We start from the raw sequence: 18124 nt of genomic DNA on the forward strand, positions 1-18124 counted from the left end.
TCAATCAAAATCAAGCATTATTTTTCACAAATGAGCAAAATACGTCAAAAATAATATTGCTTGCATGTGCTGACTATAAATGATAAACTGAACTATGCTACTTGTTAGAAGTATGCCCAGGATTATCAGACGGGCAGATTTTTGCAAGAGTTTTTTGAGAAATAAGCTACTGCATGACAGTTTGTAGGAGGAAAATATACATAAATGGAAAAATTGATTATAAATGGCGGTAAAGCCCTGCGGGGACGAGTAAAAATCAGTGGAGCCAAAAATGCGGTATTGCCGATTATTGCAGCGGCACTGCTGGGACAGAATGTGCCAAGCAAGCTGGAGGAGGTTCCGGCCCTGGACGATGTGCATACCCTGAGTGCCGTGCTGGAACAGCTGGGCGTAAAGGCGGAGTTCGATGCAGACAAGAACACCCTGCTGGTGGACAGCTCACAGATTGCCAGCTGCGAGGCGCCTTATGACCTAGTGCGCAAGATGCGTGCTTCCTTCCTTATTATTGGTCCTTTGCTGGCACGCTGCGGCAGGGCCAAGATTTCCCTGCCGGGGGGCTGTGCCATCGGCACCCGTCCTATTGACCTGCACCTGAAGGGCTTTGAGGCTCTGGGGGCAAGGATTGACATCGGCCACGGCTACATTGAAGCCACCGCGCCGGAGGGGCTGAAGGGGGCGAGGATTTACCTTGACTTCCCAAGCGTGGGAGCAACCGAAAACATCATGATGGCAGCCTCCATGGCAGAGGGCACTACTATCATTGAGAACCCTGCCCAGGAGCCGGAGATTATCGACCTGGCAAACTACCTGAATGTGATGGGTGCCAGAGTGCGGGGTGCCGGTACCAACGTAATCAAGATTGAGGGCGTCAAGAGCCTGACCGGCAAGAACTATACCATTATCCCTGACCGCATCGAGGCAGGCACCTACATGGTGGCAGCCGCCATGACCAAGGGGGATGTGTACATCGAGAATGCCATCAGCGAGCATCTGAAGCCGGTCATCGCCAAGCTGAAGGAGGCAGGCGTCACCATCGAGGAAAACATCGATGGCATCCGCGTAGTCTGCGACAGGCGCACCAAGGCTGTGGACATCAAGACGCTGCCTTATCCGGGCTTTCCTACAGATATGCAGGCGCAGTTCATGGCGCTTTTGACGGTGTCCGAGGGCATGGGCCGGGTGACGGAGACTGTTTTCGAGAACCGCTTCATGCATGTTGACGAGCTGAAACGCATGGGCGCCAACATCCGCATTGACGGGCGCACCTCCATGGTGGAGGGCGTTGACAGGCTGCATGGCTGTGCTGTCAAGGCTACTGACCTGCGTGCCGGAGCTGCCATGGTGCTGGCAGGGCTGGTGGCAGAGGGCGAAACCAGGGTTGGCTATATCCATCACATCGACCGGGGCTATGACAACCTGGTATCCAAGCTGGTAATGCTGGGAGCTGATATCCGCCGTGCTGATGATTAATGATTAATGATTAATGAAAAATATTAGCAATATGGAAGGGAGCTGTGAAATGACAACTGCAAAAAAAGATTTGCTGCTTATCAGTGCAGCAGGCTTTATCCTTTTTATGCTGGGCAACTGGGCGATTGCCATTACTGATCCTGTTGAGTCCAACTATACCCTGACAGCCACGGAAATGCTCAGGTCAGGTGACTATGTATCCCCAAGGATTTACGGAAATTACTGGTATGACAAGCCGGCATTTTTTTACTGGGAGCTGATTGCCGCCTACAAGCTGTTCGGCATCAATGAATTTGCCTCCCGTTTTTTCCCGGGGGTATTCGGCGTGCTGGGACTGTGCATGACCTACGGCTTTGCCCGCAGGCTTTATGACAGGAAAACCGGCCTCATGGCAGCAGGGGTTCTGGGCACCTGCTTTGAATACTGGCTGCTGTCCAAGACGGTTATTACTGATTTGACGCTGTTTGTATTTTTCAATGCGGTGCTGATTTGCTTTTTCCTGGGCTACTCCACCGGCAAGCGGAACCTGTACTATCTCTGCTATCTCTTTGCCGGGCTGGCAACCCTGGACAAGGGGCCTATCGGGCTGCTGCTGCCGGGCTTTGTGCTGACGGTTTTCCTGTGCATCCGCCGGGATTTCAAGGAATTCCTGCGCCTTCGCCTGCCTAGCGGGCTGGTGCTCTATGCACTGGTGGCTGGCAGCTGGTACTACATGATGTACACCATCCACGGCATGGATTTTATCAATAATTTCCTGGGGGTACACAACTTCCTCCGGGCTACCCAGTCCGAGCATCCCCGCTGGGATGTGTGGTGGTATTACCTGATGATTTTCTTCCTGGGCTGCCTGCCTTGGAGCTGGACGCTGCCGGCTGTTATCCGCAAATACGTCAAGCTGCGCCAGAAGCCTGTCATTGACATGACTACGGCATTCCTGCTGACCTGGGCACTGGTGGTAAATATCTTCTATCAGTGCATGGCTACCAAGTATACCACCTATACCCTGCCTGCCCTGCTGCCGATTGCCATCCTGGTGGCCCGTTACCTCTACAACAGGGAGGTTCTGGTGAAGCGCATGGTAATAGGCGCGGTGGCTGTCTATGGCGTACTTACCTTTGCTTTGGCTGTACCGGCCTGCTCTGACGAGGGCTACAGCGGCAAGAATGTAGCCGCCGTGTACAAGGACATGGTGACGGAGGATGACCTGGTGGTCAGCTACGGGGACTACAAGACATCTATCGTATTCTATGGTGGCAAGATGGTCTACAGGCTGGAAAAGGCTGAGTCCATCCCTGGCATGCTGCCGGATGGCAAGAGCTGGAACGCCAAGAATGTCATGCCGTTTATTTCCTTTGAGGAACTGCCTGAAGACAGGCGGGTTTTCCTGATTCTGAACAACCGCCGCTTTGATTCCTTTGAAAAGGATTTCAAGGTGGATGAATGGAAGCTGCTGGGAGAATTCAAGGCAGCAAAGGTTTATGTACGAGAAGCAAGATAGGTTTCAGTTTGTCGTCGTGCCAAATCGTTACTTCGTGCATATACTGACTGATGTAATTTGATACTTCGTGGACTCTGTTCAGACATTTAAAAGGACAGGTAGCGGCAGTACCCATAGAAAACTCGCTCTCGCTCTTAGCACAGCCTCGCGCTTCTAATCTCCTGCGTCGCTTACGCTCGCACTCGCTAAGAAGCGAGGCTGCACTCAAGGTTTTCTTTGGGTACCTGCCGCACCTGTCCCTCTCTGTGTCTGAACAGATATAAACAAAATTACAGAACCACATACATTATTTGTTACCATAGTGCCCCATACAGCTTTACGAATAAGCTTGAAAAAGGGGGGCTGGGAGGCTGACGAAGCCTGATACTGCCAGCCGCTGTACAAAATGAAATTTTTTAGTTGCACAAGATATAAATTTTTGCTATAATACTTGTTGTTGCGGATGTAGCTCAGCTGGATAGAGCATCTGCCTCCTAAGCAGGGGGTCGCGCGTTCGAATCGCGCCATTCGCACCAGATGAAAATAACCTCAAAGCCTTGATGTATCGGGCTTTGAGGTTTTTTGTCGTCAGAAGTAAAATATTCCCCCTATACTGGTGGGGCAAATTTCAAACAAAGTGAAAGATTTTTTCTGCATTTTTTGATATAATGTATGTGTGGATTGGCAATGGTGCGTATAGGAGATGATGGGCTTGACAGATGGGAAAAGGATGAAATATTCCGTTAAAGACACTGTTTTCCGAGATATGTTTTCCAAGAAGAAATACCTTATCCAGCTGTATAATTCCCTGCATCCGGAGGATAAAACCATAACTCAGGCTGACTTGGAGATTGTAACACTGCAATCCATCCTGCTGAATGGCATTTATAACGATCTTGGCTTTATGGTCAGGGGCAAGCAGCTGATGATACTGGTGGAGGCACAGTCCACCTGGTCTGCCAATATTGTCATCCGTGCCCTGATATATCTGATGAGTACATATCAGGACTACTTTAACGCAAATCAAATTCAGCTATATGGCAGCCACAAGGTAGAAATGCCGAAACCTGAGCTGTACGTTATCTACACTGGTGATAAGGGCAATCATCCTGATGTATTGTCCTTAAAGGATGAGTTTTTCCCTGATACGGATTGCTGTATAGATGCCAAGGTGAAGATGATTTATCTTCAGGACAGTGATGATATTATTGATCAGTACATTGGCTTTTGCAGGGTGTGCAATGAGCAGGTAGCATTAAATGGCAGGACACTGAAAGCGGTAAAGGAGATTATCAGAATATGCCGTGATAGGAATCTGCTAAGAGAATACCTGAGTGAACGCGAAACGGAGGTTGAGGAGATTATGCTTACTTTATTTGACCAGGAACATGTTTGGAATATAGAACGCAATAACATCAGGGCGGCAGCTCTTGCAGAGGGCAGAGTTGAAGGTCTTGAGTTGGGCATTACTCAAGGACGTAGTGAGGGCATCTGGGAAAATAAAACTCAAACAGTATTAAAAATGTTTAGGCGCAATATGCCAGTTGAGGATATTGCCGACATCAGTGAATTATCTGTAGAGGAAGTTAAGGATATATTGAAAAATGCTTCTTTTCAGCATTGATTATACGAATAGTCAACTAAACTATTAACATGGCTAGGCAATAGTGTGTATAGGAGATGATTGGCTTGACAGATGGGAAAAGGATGAAATATTCCGTTAAAGACACTGTTTTCCGAGATATGTTTTCCAAGAAGAAATACCTTATCCAGCTTTATAATGCCCTGCATCCGGAGGATAAAACCATAACTCAGGCTGACTTGGAGATTGTAACACTGCAATCCATCCTGCTGAATGGCATTTATAACGATCTTGGCTTTATGGTCAGGGGCAAGCAGCTGATGATACTGGTGGAGGCGCAGTCCACCTGGTCTGCCAATATTGTCATCCGCGCCCTGATATATCTGATGAGTACATATCAGGACTACTTTAACGCAAATCAAATTCAGCTATATGGCAGTCATAAAGTGAAAATGCCAAAGCCTGAGCTGTACGTTATTTATACTGATGACAAGGGCAATCATCCTGATGTATTGTCTTTAAAAGATGAGTTTTTCCCTGATATGGATTGCTGTATAGATGCCAAGGTGAAGATGATTTACCTTCAGGACAGTGATGATATTATCGATCAGTACATTGGCTTTTGCAGGGTGTGCAATGAGCAGGTAGCATTGCATGGCAGGACACTGAAAGCGGCAAAGGAGATTATAAGGATATGCCGTAATAGAAATCTTCTGAAGGAATACCTGAGTGAACGCGAAACGGAGGTTGAGGAAATTATGCTTACTTTGTTTGACCAGGAACATATTTGGAATATTGAACGAAATAACATCAGGGCAGCAGCTCTTGCAGAGGGCTGGGATAAGGGCAAAGTTGAAGGAATTGAATTGGGCGTAATGCAAAATAAAACTCAAACGGTATTAAAAATGTTTAGGCGCAATATGCCAGTTGAAGATATTGCCGACATCAGTGAACTATCTGTAGAGGAAGTTAAGGATATATTGAAAAATGCTTCTGTTCAGCATTGATTATGCGAATAGTCAACTAAACTATTAACATAGCTGTATAGGAGATGATTGGCTTGGCAGATGGGAAAAAAATGAAATATTCCGTTAAAGACACTGTTTTTCGAGATATGTTTTCCAAGAAGAAATACCTTATTCAGCTATATAATGCCCTGCATCCGGAGGATAAAACCATAACTCAGGCTGATTTGGAAATTGTCACTCTGCAATCCATCCTGCTGAATGGCATTTATAACGACCTGGGCTTTATGGTCAGGGGCAAGCAGCTGATGATACTGGTGGAGGCGCAGTCCACCTGGTCTGCCAACATTGTCATCCGCGCCCTGATATATCTGATGAGTACATATCAGGACTACTTTAACGCAAATCAAATTCAGCTATATGGCAGTCATAAAGTGAAAATGCCAAAGCCTGAGCTGTACGTTATTTACACTGGTGACAAGGGCAATCATCCTGATGTATTGTCCTTAAAAGATGAGTTTTTCCCTGATACGGACTGCTGTATAGATGCCAAGGTTAAGATGATTTATCTTCAGGACAGTGATGATATTATTGATCAGTACATTGGCTTTTGCAGGGTATGCAATGAGCAGGTAGCATTGAATGGCAGGACACTAAAAGCGGTAAAGGAAATTATCAGGATATGCCGTGATAGAAATCTTCTGAAGGAATACCTGAGTGAACGCGAAACGGAGGTTGAGGAGATTATGCTTACTTTATTTGACCAAGAACATGTTTGGAATATTGAACGCAATAATATTAGGGCGGCAGCTTTAGCTCAGGGACTGAATGAAGGAATTAATTTGGGCGTAATGCAAAATAAAACTCAAACAGTATTAAAAATGTTTAGGCGCAATATGCCTGTTGAGGATATTGCCGACATAAGTGATTTATCTGTAGAGCAAGTTAATGAAATACTGAAAAATGCAGCAGTTGTGCATTAAGCTTAATCATCACCTCCAGGCAATGCCTGCACGAGCTGATAGAAAGGAGTCACATACCATGGATAAAATCATCAACAATACCGCTGGGGCAGCTGCCAGCAGAACAAGCTGCAGAAACACTGCTCATCGCAATAATACCATGGCGAAATCAACCTATGCCCAGATACTTTCCGAGATTATAGCAAAGCAGACAGAAGAATTGCAGGATGCTATGCAAAAGGGGCAGACGATGCAGCAAAAAGCGTTAGGCATTTCAGATGCTGAATGGGCGCGTATGGACCTGCAGAACAGCTCCCTGACAAAAACCGATGCGGAAAAAGAACGGGAAGAAAAAAATGCCCAAGGCACCACCATGCCAGGTGGTGATATAGAAATCACCAAGCACATCATGGGTGACGGCTCTACCCTCATAGTCAAAACACGGGGCGGCAGGATTATCAGCCAGTGCCGCAAGAAGCCCCGCATGATCTCGGTGACAAATCCTGCCTACATCCCGCCGGAAAAAGGCGGGCAGCCATCCAGTATCAATAGAAAAACCAAGCTGGTTCCTCATTGGTCTCCCTTTGATTAATACCAGCCTCAAGACAAAATGCCCGCATAAAAAATTCGCCTCTCAGGCACAGCCCAGGAAGCGAATTTTTTATTTCATCAAATTTTAAACCTGCCAATTAACCCCTGCAAATCCTGGGCCAGTCCCGCCAGGCTCTGGGAGGCGGAGGTAATATCCGCCTGTGAATTTTGCTGGTTGCTGACAGACACAGATATATTTTCCGCCTCGGTAGCAGTTTCCTCTGCTATATGCTTCAAATCCTCAGACGTACGCAAAACCTCCTGATTGCCGCGTAAAATCTCATTCATCTGGCTGCACACATTATCCATTCCCTCAGAAACCTGCTTAATATGCTCTACCAGCTGGGAAAACAGCTCACCCGTATGATTAATGGCAGCTGTACCACGCACCACCTCTGTAGTGCTGCTTTTCATGCCCGCCAAAGCCTTTTCCGTATATTCTGACGAGGTATGAATCAGCTCTGCCACACGTTCAGCAGCTTCCTGTGACTGCTCTGCCAGCTTGCGCACCTCCTCTGCCACCACAGCAAAGCCGCGCCCCTGCTCTCCTGCCCTGGCAGCCTCAATAGCTGCATTAAGCGCCAGCAGATTGGTCTGGGAAGCGATATTGGAAATAGTCTCTACAATATTGCCAATCTCCTGAGAATGTGCCCCCAGGGCTGCCATAGCGGACTGTGCCTCACCAATCCTGGAATTTACGCTTTCCATCTGCCTGATAGCCTGCTCCACAGCCTCCTTGTTGGCACTCATGGCAGCAATGCTTTCGTTGGTAGCCTCCCTGGTATCTGCAATAACGCTATTGATGCCTGCAATGTGATCCCCCATGCTCTGCATAGAAGCCACTGCATCAATCACCTGATTTTCCTGCTGCTTGGCACCTGAGCTTACAAGATTAACCACATTAGAGATTTCATTCAGGTGCACAGCAGAATTTTCTGCTGTAGCATACAGCTCCTCACTGGCGGCAGATACCTGCTGGGCCACGCTGTCCACTTGCTGTATCATCTCCCGTATATTCCCTGCCATTTTCTCCATGGACTTGCCAAGGTCACCAATTTCATCATCCTGGTCATAGAGCATCTGCACATTGAGGTCGCCCTCCGCCATCGTCTGTGCCCCGCCCATGAGCCTGCGTATCGGCGCATCAATCCGCCTGTGGAAAATAGCAATCATCACAACGCAAATCAAAACAATAACTACTAATGACAGCAGTACGCTAATGATAATTGCATTATAAATACTGCCGCTATAATCCGACACCGGTGCAACCGCTACCAGCTTAAGGCCGGTATCGCCAATCGGCACAGCTGCCAAATAGCTGTCTGCTCCCAGTGCGCCGGATTCAAAGGCAGCATCCTCTCCGCTCTGGCCAACCGACATAATCCTGTTCCCCAAAGCTGCCAAATCTGCATTGCCATTTTCCTGCAGCTTATCCTTCATATTCATGGCAGAATCCTTGTACGCTACCATCATGCCGCTTTGGGTGACAACAAAGGCGTAGCCATTTTCACCAATTTTGATACTGCGGACATAATCCTCCAGCTCCTTCATGCCAATATCAACAGTGACGACACCTTCCACCACGCCATTATGCACAATAGGATAAGAACTGGACATCATAGAGGTATCTGTTACCGGATCATAGGCAGGCTCATCCCAAAACACCCTGGGTTCCCCTTTTATAGAGGCCTTGTACCAGGCAAACTGGGTGTAATCATATTCATCTGTGGAATAATCCATTGTCTTGACAATCTTCCCGCTATCATCCTTATAAAGATATGGGCCAAACCACTTTCCTTGGTCCGGCAGAGCATTAGGTGCATACCACAAGCCGCAGCCAAAAACAATCGGATCAGACTCAATCACCTTATGGATATAAGCAAAGGCCAAATCAAAATCATGCTCCGGCTGGGCCGCCATCAAATGCCCCAGGCCCTCTGTCCTGCCGCCCACCACATCCAATCTGTCCTGCAGCTGCTTTGCTTCATAGTCCGCCCTGGCTTTCAGCATATTATACACGCCATCCTCCATATTGGAGGACAGCTGCCTTGCATTAACAAATGTCAAAATCCCCAAAAGCACCACTGACACCGCAATAATACTAAACACAAATACCGATTTTAAGCTATTCTTTTCCATACAACCCCTCCTCTATAGCCTGCCTTTCATTACTATATAATTTTAATTTCTACAAAAAACACAAAATTCCTTCTTTCTAGGACATTTTTTCTTATCCTGCAAGCAAAAATTATAAATTTAAGCTTGCTCCTGGAGTAAATTGGCAAAAATGGCAGCATTCAACAAAAATTTTACGACTATTGTCGAAAACGTGCAAATGCCATTAATTCGTGGTATAATGGCATAGAATAAATTATCAATGATAATTGCTGTGTAATTAGTATTTGGGAGGTCTAAAAAATGAGTGAAGAATGTACCCATGACTGCGGCAGCTGCGGACAGGACTGCGGCGACCGCACCCAGCCTCAGAGCCTTTTGGCAGAGGCAAATCCGGAATCCCATGTAAAGAAGGTCATCGGCGTTGTCAGCGGCAAGGGCGGCGTAGGCAAATCCCTGGTCACCTCCCTGCTGGCTTCCGCCATGCAGAAAAAAGGCTATCGTGCCGCTATCCTGGACGCGGATATCACCGGTCCGTCCATTCCACGCATGTTCGGCGTATCATATAAGGTTGTGGGCAACGAGAACGGGCTGATTCCTGCCGAGGCAGCAAACGGCACCAAAATCATGTCCGTAAACCTGCTGCTGCCAAACGAGACAGACCCTGTAGTGTGGCGCGGCCCTATCATCGCAGGCACTGTAAAGCAGTTCTGGACAGAGGTATGCTGGGGCGATGTTGACTACATGTTTGTGGACATGCCGCCCGGCACCGGCGATGTGCCCCTGACTGTGTTCCAGTCCCTGCCTGTGGACGGCATCGTAGTCGTTACCTCTCCCCAGGAGCTGGTAGGCATGATTGTGGAAAAGGCTGTCAAGATGGCCGGCATGACCAATACCCCGGTTCTGGGCCTGGTAGAGAATATGGCCTACTTTGAGTGCCCTGACTGCCACCAGAAGCACAAGATTTTTGGTGACAGCCATATTGATGAGCTGGCTGCCAAGCACGGCATCGAGGCAACCGCCCAGCTGCCAATCAACCCTGCCCTGGCTGCCGCCAGTGACCAGGGCAAAATTGCCACCGTCGATACAGCCGACTGGCTGGACAGCCTCACTGCTTTCATCGAGGCAAGGCACAGCGTAAAGCAATAAAGTAATAAAGCAATAAAGCAAACCGGCACTATCTTCCAGCCGGGCTGCAAAACTATAAAACTGCAAATGAAAAACAGGACTGAGAGACATGGCTTCATCATTGCAGCCGTATCCATCAGCCCTGTTTTTTATTTTTGTTTAATGCGTCATGCCCATCATGGCACAATCACCACATTCTTGAAGTACCAGTGCAGGTTGCCGGTAATATCCCCGTCGCTGAAATCCTGCCCGGCAGTGCCCACAGTGCCACCGTCATTGGTTTCTATCACCCCGGTAAACACCTTCTGCCTGCCCTGCAAAATATCCAGCTCCGCCTGGCTGACCAGCTCCTTTACCCTGGCGTCATTTTCATCGGAAAGCTCCGTAATCCCCACAATGCCTTCGCTCATGCCCTCATAATAATTGTGGGGCTGCCAGGTGCCATCCATCAGCTGCTGCACTGCATCCGTATAAAAAGCTCCCCAGTGCCAGATAACGCTGACCAGGGCCGAGCCCGGCGTCTGCTTGCGCATATCGGAGTTGTAGCCTACGCCCCATACCCCCTTGTCCTCTGCCAGCTTCATGGGATATGCCGTATCACAATGCTGGCTCATGACATCGCAGCCCATGGCCAGAAGCTGCTCCGAGGCCTCCTTTTCCTTTACCGGGTCAAACCAGCTGTTGGTCACCTTCACATACACCTTCGCCTGGGGATTGACAGCATAAATGCCCATGGCGAAAGCATCAATGCCGCCTGTTACCTCGGCATTCTCGCTGCCCATGGCCGCCACATAGCCAATCATGTTGGACTTGGTCTTGGAACCGGCCACCAGCCCTGACAGATAGCGAGGCTGGTAAATCCTGCCAAAGTAATTATTGAAATTGGTATTGTTGCTCTTGTAGCCGGTGGCATGGAAAAAATGAATCTCCGGGTAGCGTGCCGCAAATTTCTCCACCGTATCCATATAGCCAAAGCTGGTAGCAAAAACAATATTGCACTTCTTGTCCACGCACTCCTGCAGCGCCGCCTCAATCTGGGCCTCATCATTATCCGCCACGTTGACGAGGCGCAAAATCTGCTCATCCTTCAGCGCTATATTCAGCTGCATCTCCTGAATGCCAAGATCATGGGTATAGGTATAGCCAGCCCCTTCGGCAGGGTCCGACAGGTACACAACACCTATCTTCAAATCCTCCTTGGGAATGCCCCCCTTGCCGGAGCCAGCCCTTGCCGTATCCGCCACCGCCATGTCATCCGGCTCCGCCATGCTCCCTGACAGGAACCAGCCTGCCAGAAGCACTGCCAGAACAGCCGCCACCGCCAAAAGAGGCCTCTTGATGCCAAGTTCCATCCTGCTCAACACAACCGCCCCCTATTCCTTGTCTGCCTTAAAGAACTTCATGCTGGCATCAAGCTGTTCGGCTATGCTGCTCAGGGATTTGGCTGCCTCATCCACTGCCGTAAATTTCTCGGTAACCTCTGCCACCATCTCATTGGCATGACGGGCATTGGCCGCATTCTCGCTGACGATGCGGTACATCTCCTCCACAGCCTGCAGGCTGTTGTTCCTGGTCTTCTCCAGTGACTTCATGCGTCCGGCAATCTGCCCGATAGCCGCAGAGGATGCCTCTGTCTCATCCAGAAGCCCCGCAAAGATGGCATCGGCCTGTCGGATGCTCTCATCCTGTTCTTTCAGCACCTCCGCCGTCATGCTCATCAGCTGCCGGGAGCCCTCGGTATTATCCATCAGCGTCTTGACGATTTCCTCAATCTCCTCGGATGCCTTGCCGGTCTCCTCTGCCAGCTTCTTGACCTCCTGTGCCACCACGGCAAAGCCCCGTCCCATCTCCCCGGCCCTTGCCGCCTCGATGGAGGCATTGAGGCTCAGGAGGTTGGTCTGCCCGGCAATATTAATAATCAGCGCACTGGCATTGGCAATGGCCTCTGCCGTAGAGCGTGCCTCCATGGTCTGCTGCTCAATCTTCTGAATGGCATCATGCACTTTCTGATTCACCTCGCAGAGATTTTTCATCAGTGCCGAAGCCTCCCGGCTGTTGTCGCGCATGCTGCCTGCATGCTCCTCCAGGGCATCTGTCTGCTGCCCCACCTCGGTAATGCTCCTGCCCATCTTGTCCATATCCTGCCGGGCAGCGCTGGCAAACTCCTGCTGCCTTTCAGCAGTAGCCAGATCCTGAGCTGCCGATTCACGCATCCTGGTGACAGTCGCCTCCGTATAGCTTGCTACCTGCCCCAGCTGGTGGGAATTCTCCATCAGCTCCCTGGTCTGCCTGCCTATATTCTTCAGGCTTGCCCGCAAAACGCTCCGCAGGGCATCCACAGCCCTTGCCATATCGCCCAGCTCATCACGCCTTTCCAGCTGGTCTTCCGGCACACTGCAATGGAGCTTGCCCTCGCCGATGGCGCAGATTGTCCCTGCCCCCTTCTCCAGGGAATTAATCATGGACTTGGCAAAGCTGACCGCCGCACCGATACACAGGGCCAGAATCAGGATAACCACCAGCAGCATGGTCAGGAGCATCGTGTTTTTGACAGCATCCTGCTCCGCCTTGTTCTCACCGGCAAAGACCATGCCTATAATCTCGCCGCGATGCTCCACGGGAATATAATAGCCATAATATGCCTTGCCATCCAGCTCCACATTGTCGCTGAAATATTCCCTGCCTCCCTGCAGCACTTCCTTTACTACCTTCTCACCTGCCCTGCCTCCCAGCAGGCGGTTGCCGGAGTCATCCATGGCGGAGGTCATCACCCGCTGGTCTCCATAGAAGAATGTCACCTCCATGCCTGTCATGGCACGAATTTTATCCACCATCTGATAGGAGCGCGACACATTGCAGCTGCCCTTCCACAGCTCGCCGTTAGAGGACTGGTAGTACTCACCTGCATTGTGGGCGTAGGCCGCCAGCGTGGCGCTGGCAGTGCTTTTCAGGGAGTCCTCCATATCCTTAGTCAGCTGGCTGTTCACCGGCCCCAGGATAAATCCTATGGCAATCAGGCCAAACACCAGCACAGGGCACACCATAAACAAAGTCATCTTCTGCTTCAAGCTCATAAAATACATCCCCTCATCTGCATAAACTTTCCCCATCGGAACACAAACTCGTACATTTGTCCATTCGCAAAATTCGTAAATTCCCCTGTATTTTCCTGCATTTTCCTAAATCGCCGTCAGTCTCATACCTTTCCAGCTGCCTGCCGGCGATTATACTCGTCAATTTTGATTATATCTTAAATCAATGTCCATTTGCAATGTATTTTTACGAAATATATTGTAAATTCACGAAATTTTTTGGCGTTTTTTGCCGTTTTTGTGCACTGGTAAAAGATATACCCCCAGCTTCCCTTTTTGGTCGGAAAGCTGCAAATAAAAATTCGCTTCCCGGCCACATCCGAAGAAGCGAATTTTCATTATGATACACCAAATATTTAGTTAGATTTTGAACTTCATGACTTCGTCCTGCAAGCCCTGTGCCAGCTCTGCCAGTGCCCGGCTGCCGTCCGCCATCTCATGCACCATGGCAGTCTGCTCCTCCGTGGCAGCAGATACGGACTCCGCCTCAGCCGCTGTACTCTGGCTGAGCTGCTCCACGTTGCCGATGCCGGTCACCACATTCTTGCTGCTGTCATCCGCCGAAGCGATGCTCCTGCGGGAGAACTCAATCTGCTGATACAGCTCCGCTACCAGCCTGCTGATATTCTGGAAGGACTCGCCGGACTGCTGCACCATGGCGGTTCCCTGCTCTACCTCGCGCTGACCTGTCTCCATGGCCTTTACAGCACTGTCTGTATCCGTCTGAATGGTGCGTATCAGCTCTGCAATATTCTGAGCTGCCTCTGCCGACTCAGCTGCCAGCTTGCGCACCTCCTCGGCAACTACGGCAAAGCCCTTGCCTGCCTCACCGGCACGGGCTGCCTCAATGGCCGCATTCAGTGCCAGCAGGTTGGTCTGTGCCGTAATGCCGGTGATGGTATCGACAATCTGCCCGATTTCCTTGGAACGCTCCCCCAATCCGATAACTACCTGGGCTGACTCCGCCATCTGCTGACTCATGCGCTCCATCTGTGCCACTGCTGTCACCACTGCGGCCTGGCCATCCTCTGCACCCCGGCGGCTGTTCTCTGCCGCCTGCTGCATGACATTGGACTTTGCCAGCACATCATCCATCTGACGTCCCATGTCGCCTGCCTTGTCACGCATATCCCCCAGCACGTTGGTCTGCTCTGACACGGCACCTGCCATGCTGACGATGTTGTTGGCAACGTTGGTAATGCTCTCTGAGGTCTGATCTGCACTGGCAGTCAGCTGCTGGCTGGAAGCTGCCACCTGCTGGGCAGAATTGCTGATGACCTGCAAAAGCTTTCTCAGCTTATCCTTTGTCTTGTTCATAGAACCGGCCAGGGAAGCAATCTCATCCCTGCCATCAATCTGCACATCCGGCACCGTCAAATCACCATCTGCCATCATCTCCAGGGTTTCCTCCACCTTCCTGATAGGAGCTACCCCCTTCTTGGCCGCTATGGAAATAACCACGCCGAATATCAGCAGCATGACTGCAACTGCACCTACCATTGTATAAACAAACCTGCTCTGCAGAGCCGCAAGGCTTGCCGTAGGAATCCCCATGTAAAGCATGCCCACGATCTCGCCGTTGGCATCCTTTAATGGCTTGTAGGCCGCCAGGTAATTTTTGCCGTCCACCTCCGCCATGCCGGTGTAGAGCTCCCCCTTATTCAGCACAGCTTCCTGTACCGCCTCACTAGCCTCAGTTCCTATCATGCGGTTGCCATTGCTATCCTTGAAGCTGGTGGCAACACGAGTTGCCCCCTCAAAAAAGGTGACATTGTTGCCAGTCAGCTTGGCATAATAATCCACCTGAAACTCGTTGGCATTGACACGAAGGGTTCCCTTGTACAAGCCATCTGATTTCTTCAACCAATCCCCGGGATACTCCTTGTCCAGTGCTTCCTCCATCTGGCGCAAATCCGAATCAGCCTTCTGCACCAGTGCCATTTCAAAGCCATTGCCCGCAATGAAATAGCTGATTATGCCCAAAACAAGGCAGGCTGCCACGATACAGCCATTGATAAAAATGATAAGCTTTTTTTGTAGATTCATACCTATCTCCTCTCTTGTTTTATCGCTTTCTATCGTTTTTTTTTTTTTTTTGAAATTGTTCGTTATCACATTATAGCATAATTGGAAATATTTATCAACAATTTTAAAAAGATAGTAAGAAAGACTTATTATTCAAAAATATATTTTATGTTAAGAAATATTCTTAAATACTCAGATAAAAGGAAACCCATCATAGAGATTTGCAAATCTCGAATCTTTATATTTTTATACTAGTATAATTCTACAATTTGTGGCAATATCCTTCATTTCCAAGAAAAATTTTCCAAAAAAATAATGCAAGCAAAAGTAATATCAATCGCATTACTTCAGCTTGCATTATGGAAATCTTATTAACTGTTAAAGGAATAGCACAGAATTTTTATCTCTGTTAGCAGCTTGCCGCTTCGCCGTGCACTGCCGCCTCATCAGCAATTTCCTCCAAAGATTTCTGGCGGCTCTCAACGCCCAGGCCCACTACAATCAGTGCCACAGCCAGGAACACTCCGGCAAAGAGCATAAAGATGCCGCTGCTGCTCATCCTGCTGCCAATCATCATGCCTACCATGGCAGGAGCAATCATGCTGCCGATACGGCCAAAACCGGCTGCCCAGCCGCTGCCCAGGGCGCGGATAGCAGTAGGATACAGCTCAGGCGTATAGGTATAAAGCACGCCCCATGCACCCAGGTTGAAGAAGGACATTGCCGCACCCCATGCCAGAAGCTCACCCGGGGTTGCCGCATTGCCAAAGAAGTAGCTGGCAACACCGCTAATCAGCAGGAACAGGGACAAGGTGTACTTCCTGCCAATCACATCCACCAGCCATGCGGCACAGTAGTAGCCCGGCAGCTGAGCCAATGTCATAATCAGCACATACTCAAAGGTCTTGACCACTGTAAAGCCCTGCTGAAATACAATGGAAGGCAGCCACATGAAGATGCCGTAATAGCTGAAATTGATGCCGAACCAGGCCAGCCAAAGCATCAGGGTACGGCGGGCAAACATGCCGGACCACAGGCTGCTGAACTTCGGCTCTGCCACAGTGGAGGTGCCCTTCTCCACATCGCTGAGCTCCTTGTCAAAAGGCTCGCTGGCTACATGCAGCTTCTTTTCCAGCATCAGCACAATTTCCTGCGCTTCCCCGATACGGTTCTTGGAAATCAGGTAGCGCACTGATTCAGGCATATGCACACGAATCATGAATACATACACCGCAGGCAAAGCGCCGATAAAGAAGGTGATCTGCCAGCCATACTGAGGAATCAGCAGGTAGGCAATGCAGGCAGCTGCCAGCCAGCCCAGCCCCCAGAAGCTCTCCAGCAGTACGATAAAGCGGCCTCTCAGCTTCGTAGGTGCGTATTCAGTCATCAGGGTAGCCGCTACAGGCAGCTCGCCTCCCAGCCCAAAGCCTACCAGGAAGCGGAAAATCATCAGGGATTCATAGTTCCAGGACAGGGCGCAGGCACCCGTTGCCAGGCTGTACAGGATAACTGTCAGGGAAAAGACAAGCTTCCTGCCAATCCTGTCCGCAATGGTGCCGGAAATCACTGCCCCCAGCGCCATGCCGATAAAGCCTACACTGCCTATCCATCCCATTTGCTCCGGAGCCAGGCCCCATTCCTTTGCCAAAATCGGCAAAACAAAGGAAATCAGGCCTGTATCCATGGCATCAAACAGCCAGCCAAGGCCTGTCACCGCTAACAGCTTATAATGAAAAGAGCCTACCGGCAGCTTTTCCAGTCTTTCTAAAAGCAAAATAATTCCTCCTTAGTTTTTCACATGACAAGACACCTATAAATACACGACTTTTATTCTGACATAAATGCTCAGAAAAATCAAGACCTATTTGAAATTTTAAGAGGATTTAATCGGTGGAGAGGCAATACTCCAATGGAGGGAGAGGCAATGCCAATGCAGGCACGCTCTCGCTATAGGGATAACAAAATCCTACCTCCATGATTATTTTCGGTCTAAATCCTTGTCTGCGTTGTTGTCGTCGGTCGGCATGGAACCACCATGCCTTCCTCCTCCGCCTAGCATACAAGGATTTATCCTCGAAACTAATTCATGTCAATAGGATTTCGTTATCCCTTCACGCCTAGCGGATGCTAAGCTCTCGCTTCGCCTGCGGCTCGCGAATTGCTAAGCACCGAGGCGCGTCTCAGTGCCTTGCATTGGCACCGCCATCTCCCCCCATCACTTCCCTGCCAACAGCCACTTATGCACCTTCTCCCCCATCACTTCCCTGAAAAACGCTACTTGATTAACATTCTCCTTGCATAAATGCTGGCAGTCCCAGTTTTCGTCAGCTATCAGCTCCCATTGTCGGTTAGCTGCAAGCCCCATGTTATGTAATATGTAGCGTACATTTTGCAGCGTTGATTATTCTGTTGTATCTGTTCAGACAAGAAAGGGATGAGTTGGGACAGTACCCAGCGAAAACCTTTGTTGTGCCTCGGTGCTTAGCGATACGCGAGCCGAAGGTGAAGCGTGAGCTTAGCATCCGCTAGGCACAACTAGGAGCGCGAGCGTGTTTTCGATGGGTAGCTGTCCCTGCTCATCCCATATAAAGTCTGAACAGAGTCCACGAAGTAACAAAACAAAAAAAGAGGCTACCTTGCAGTAACCTCTCTTGCTCTAACCGGCAACTTCCTATCCTCCCAGCTCGTCTCCAAGCAAGTACTTTCGGCGTTTATGT

At 49.5% G+C, this 18124-nt stretch carries 12 protein-coding genes and 1 tRNA gene; 8 read left to right on the forward strand and 5 right to left on the reverse strand.

Annotated features, from left to right (window positions below):
• The first annotated feature begins 204 nt into the window (after nucleotides 1-204).
• The 7 genes from murA (at nucleotide 205) to FYJ84_RS12225 (ending at nucleotide 7048) form a co-directional block, all read left to right on the forward strand.
• On the forward strand, nucleotides 205-1470 hold the full coding sequence (gene murA, locus FYJ84_RS12195) for a UDP-N-acetylglucosamine 1-carboxyvinyltransferase (protein WP_154407885.1): 1266 nt from the start codon (nucleotides 205-207) through the stop codon (nucleotides 1468-1470).
• Nucleotides 1471-1519: 49 nt separating this feature from the next.
• A complete protein-coding gene (locus FYJ84_RS12200) occupies nucleotides 1520-2968 on the forward strand; it encodes an ArnT family glycosyltransferase (RefSeq protein ID WP_154407886.1) in 1449 nt (482 codons plus the stop codon).
• A gap of 438 nt (nucleotides 2969-3406) precedes the next feature.
• A tRNA-Arg gene (locus FYJ84_RS12205) sits at nucleotides 3407-3483 on the forward strand.
• A 176-nt stretch (nucleotides 3484-3659) separates the two neighbouring features.
• Nucleotides 3660-4571: an RpnC/YadD family protein gene (locus FYJ84_RS12210; RefSeq protein WP_205764246.1), complete on the forward strand. Its 912-nt coding sequence runs from the start codon at nucleotides 3660-3662 to the stop codon at nucleotides 4569-4571.
• A 65-nt stretch (nucleotides 4572-4636) separates the two neighbouring features.
• Nucleotides 4637-5536: an RpnC/YadD family protein gene (locus tag FYJ84_RS12215; RefSeq protein WP_205764247.1), complete on the forward strand. Its 900-nt coding sequence runs from the start codon at nucleotides 4637-4639 to the stop codon at nucleotides 5534-5536.
• Nucleotides 5537-5589: 53 nt separating this feature from the next.
• Nucleotides 5590-6477, forward strand: a complete 888-nt coding sequence (locus FYJ84_RS12220) for an RpnC/YadD family protein (RefSeq protein ID WP_205764248.1) — start codon at nucleotides 5590-5592, stop codon at nucleotides 6475-6477.
• A gap of 58 nt (nucleotides 6478-6535) precedes the next feature.
• A complete protein-coding gene (locus FYJ84_RS12225; RefSeq protein ID WP_154407890.1) occupies nucleotides 6536-7048 on the forward strand; it encodes a hypothetical protein in 513 nt (170 codons plus the stop codon).
• Nucleotides 7049-7125: 77 nt separating this feature from the next.
• On the opposite strand, the gene FYJ84_RS12230 is transcribed toward FYJ84_RS12225, so the two are convergent.
• On the reverse strand, nucleotides 7126-9186 hold the full coding sequence (locus FYJ84_RS12230; RefSeq protein ID WP_154407891.1) for a methyl-accepting chemotaxis protein: 2061 nt from the start codon (nucleotides 9184-9186) through the stop codon (nucleotides 7126-7128).
• 279 nt (nucleotides 9187-9465) lie between these two features.
• On the opposite strand from FYJ84_RS12230, the gene FYJ84_RS12235 reads away from it, so the two are divergent.
• Entirely contained in the window at nucleotides 9466-10311 is an 846-nt protein-coding gene (locus tag FYJ84_RS12235) for an Mrp/NBP35 family ATP-binding protein (protein WP_154407892.1), read from the forward strand.
• Between the two features lie 155 nt (nucleotides 10312-10466).
• Here the strand turns inward: FYJ84_RS12235 and FYJ84_RS12240 are convergent, their stop codons facing one another.
• The 4 genes from FYJ84_RS12240 to FYJ84_RS12255 form a co-directional block, all read right to left on the reverse strand.
• Nucleotides 10467-11642 carry a BMP family ABC transporter substrate-binding protein gene (locus tag FYJ84_RS12240; protein ID WP_154407897.1) on the reverse strand — a complete coding sequence of 392 codons (1176 nt, stop codon included), beginning with the start codon at nucleotides 11640-11642 and terminating at the stop codon, nucleotides 10467-10469.
• Between the two features lie 21 nt (nucleotides 11643-11663).
• Nucleotides 11664-13364 (reverse strand): methyl-accepting chemotaxis protein, encoded by a 1701-nt coding sequence (locus tag FYJ84_RS12245; RefSeq protein WP_205764250.1) that lies wholly within the window; start codon nucleotides 13362-13364, stop codon nucleotides 11664-11666.
• Between the two features lie 378 nt (nucleotides 13365-13742).
• The gene (locus FYJ84_RS12250) at nucleotides 13743-15428 is read right to left on the reverse strand and encodes a methyl-accepting chemotaxis protein (protein ID WP_154407894.1); all 1686 of its coding nucleotides are present in this window, start codon (nucleotides 15426-15428) and stop codon (nucleotides 13743-13745) included.
• A gap of 388 nt (nucleotides 15429-15816) precedes the next feature.
• Nucleotides 15817-17181: an MFS transporter gene (locus FYJ84_RS12255; protein ID WP_154407895.1), complete on the reverse strand. Its 1365-nt coding sequence runs from the start codon at nucleotides 17179-17181 to the stop codon at nucleotides 15817-15819.
• Nucleotides 17182-18124 lie beyond the last annotated feature (943 nt).

The organism is Anaerovibrio slackiae (genome assembly GCF_009695585.1).
Lineage (GTDB): Bacteria > Bacillota > Negativicutes > Selenomonadales > Selenomonadaceae > Anaerovibrio > Anaerovibrio slackiae.

Coding starts and splice junctions, on each gene's coding strand:
- murA (WP_154407885.1), top strand. CDS start 205: ATGGAAAAATTGATTATAAATGGCGGTAAAGCCCTGCGGGGACGAGTA.
- FYJ84_RS12200 (WP_154407886.1), top strand. CDS start 1,520: ATGACAACTGCAAAAAAAGATTTGCTGCTTATCAGTGCAGCAGGCTTT.
- FYJ84_RS12225 (WP_154407890.1), top strand. CDS start 6,536: ATGGATAAAATCATCAACAATACCGCTGGGGCAGCTGCCAGCAGAACA.
- FYJ84_RS12230 (WP_154407891.1), bottom strand. CDS start 9,186: ATGGAAAAGAATAGCTTAAAATCGGTATTTGTGTTTAGTATTATTGCG.
- FYJ84_RS12235 (WP_154407892.1), top strand. CDS start 9,466: ATGAGTGAAGAATGTACCCATGACTGCGGCAGCTGCGGACAGGACTGC.
- FYJ84_RS12240 (WP_154407897.1), bottom strand. CDS start 11,642: ATGGAACTTGGCATCAAGAGGCCTCTTTTGGCGGTGGCGGCTGTTCTG.
- FYJ84_RS12245 (WP_205764250.1), bottom strand. CDS start 13,364: ATGAGCTTGAAGCAGAAGATGACTTTGTTTATGGTGTGCCCTGTGCTG.
- FYJ84_RS12250 (WP_154407894.1), bottom strand. CDS start 15,428: ATGAATCTACAAAAAAAGCTTATCATTTTTATCAATGGCTGTATCGTG.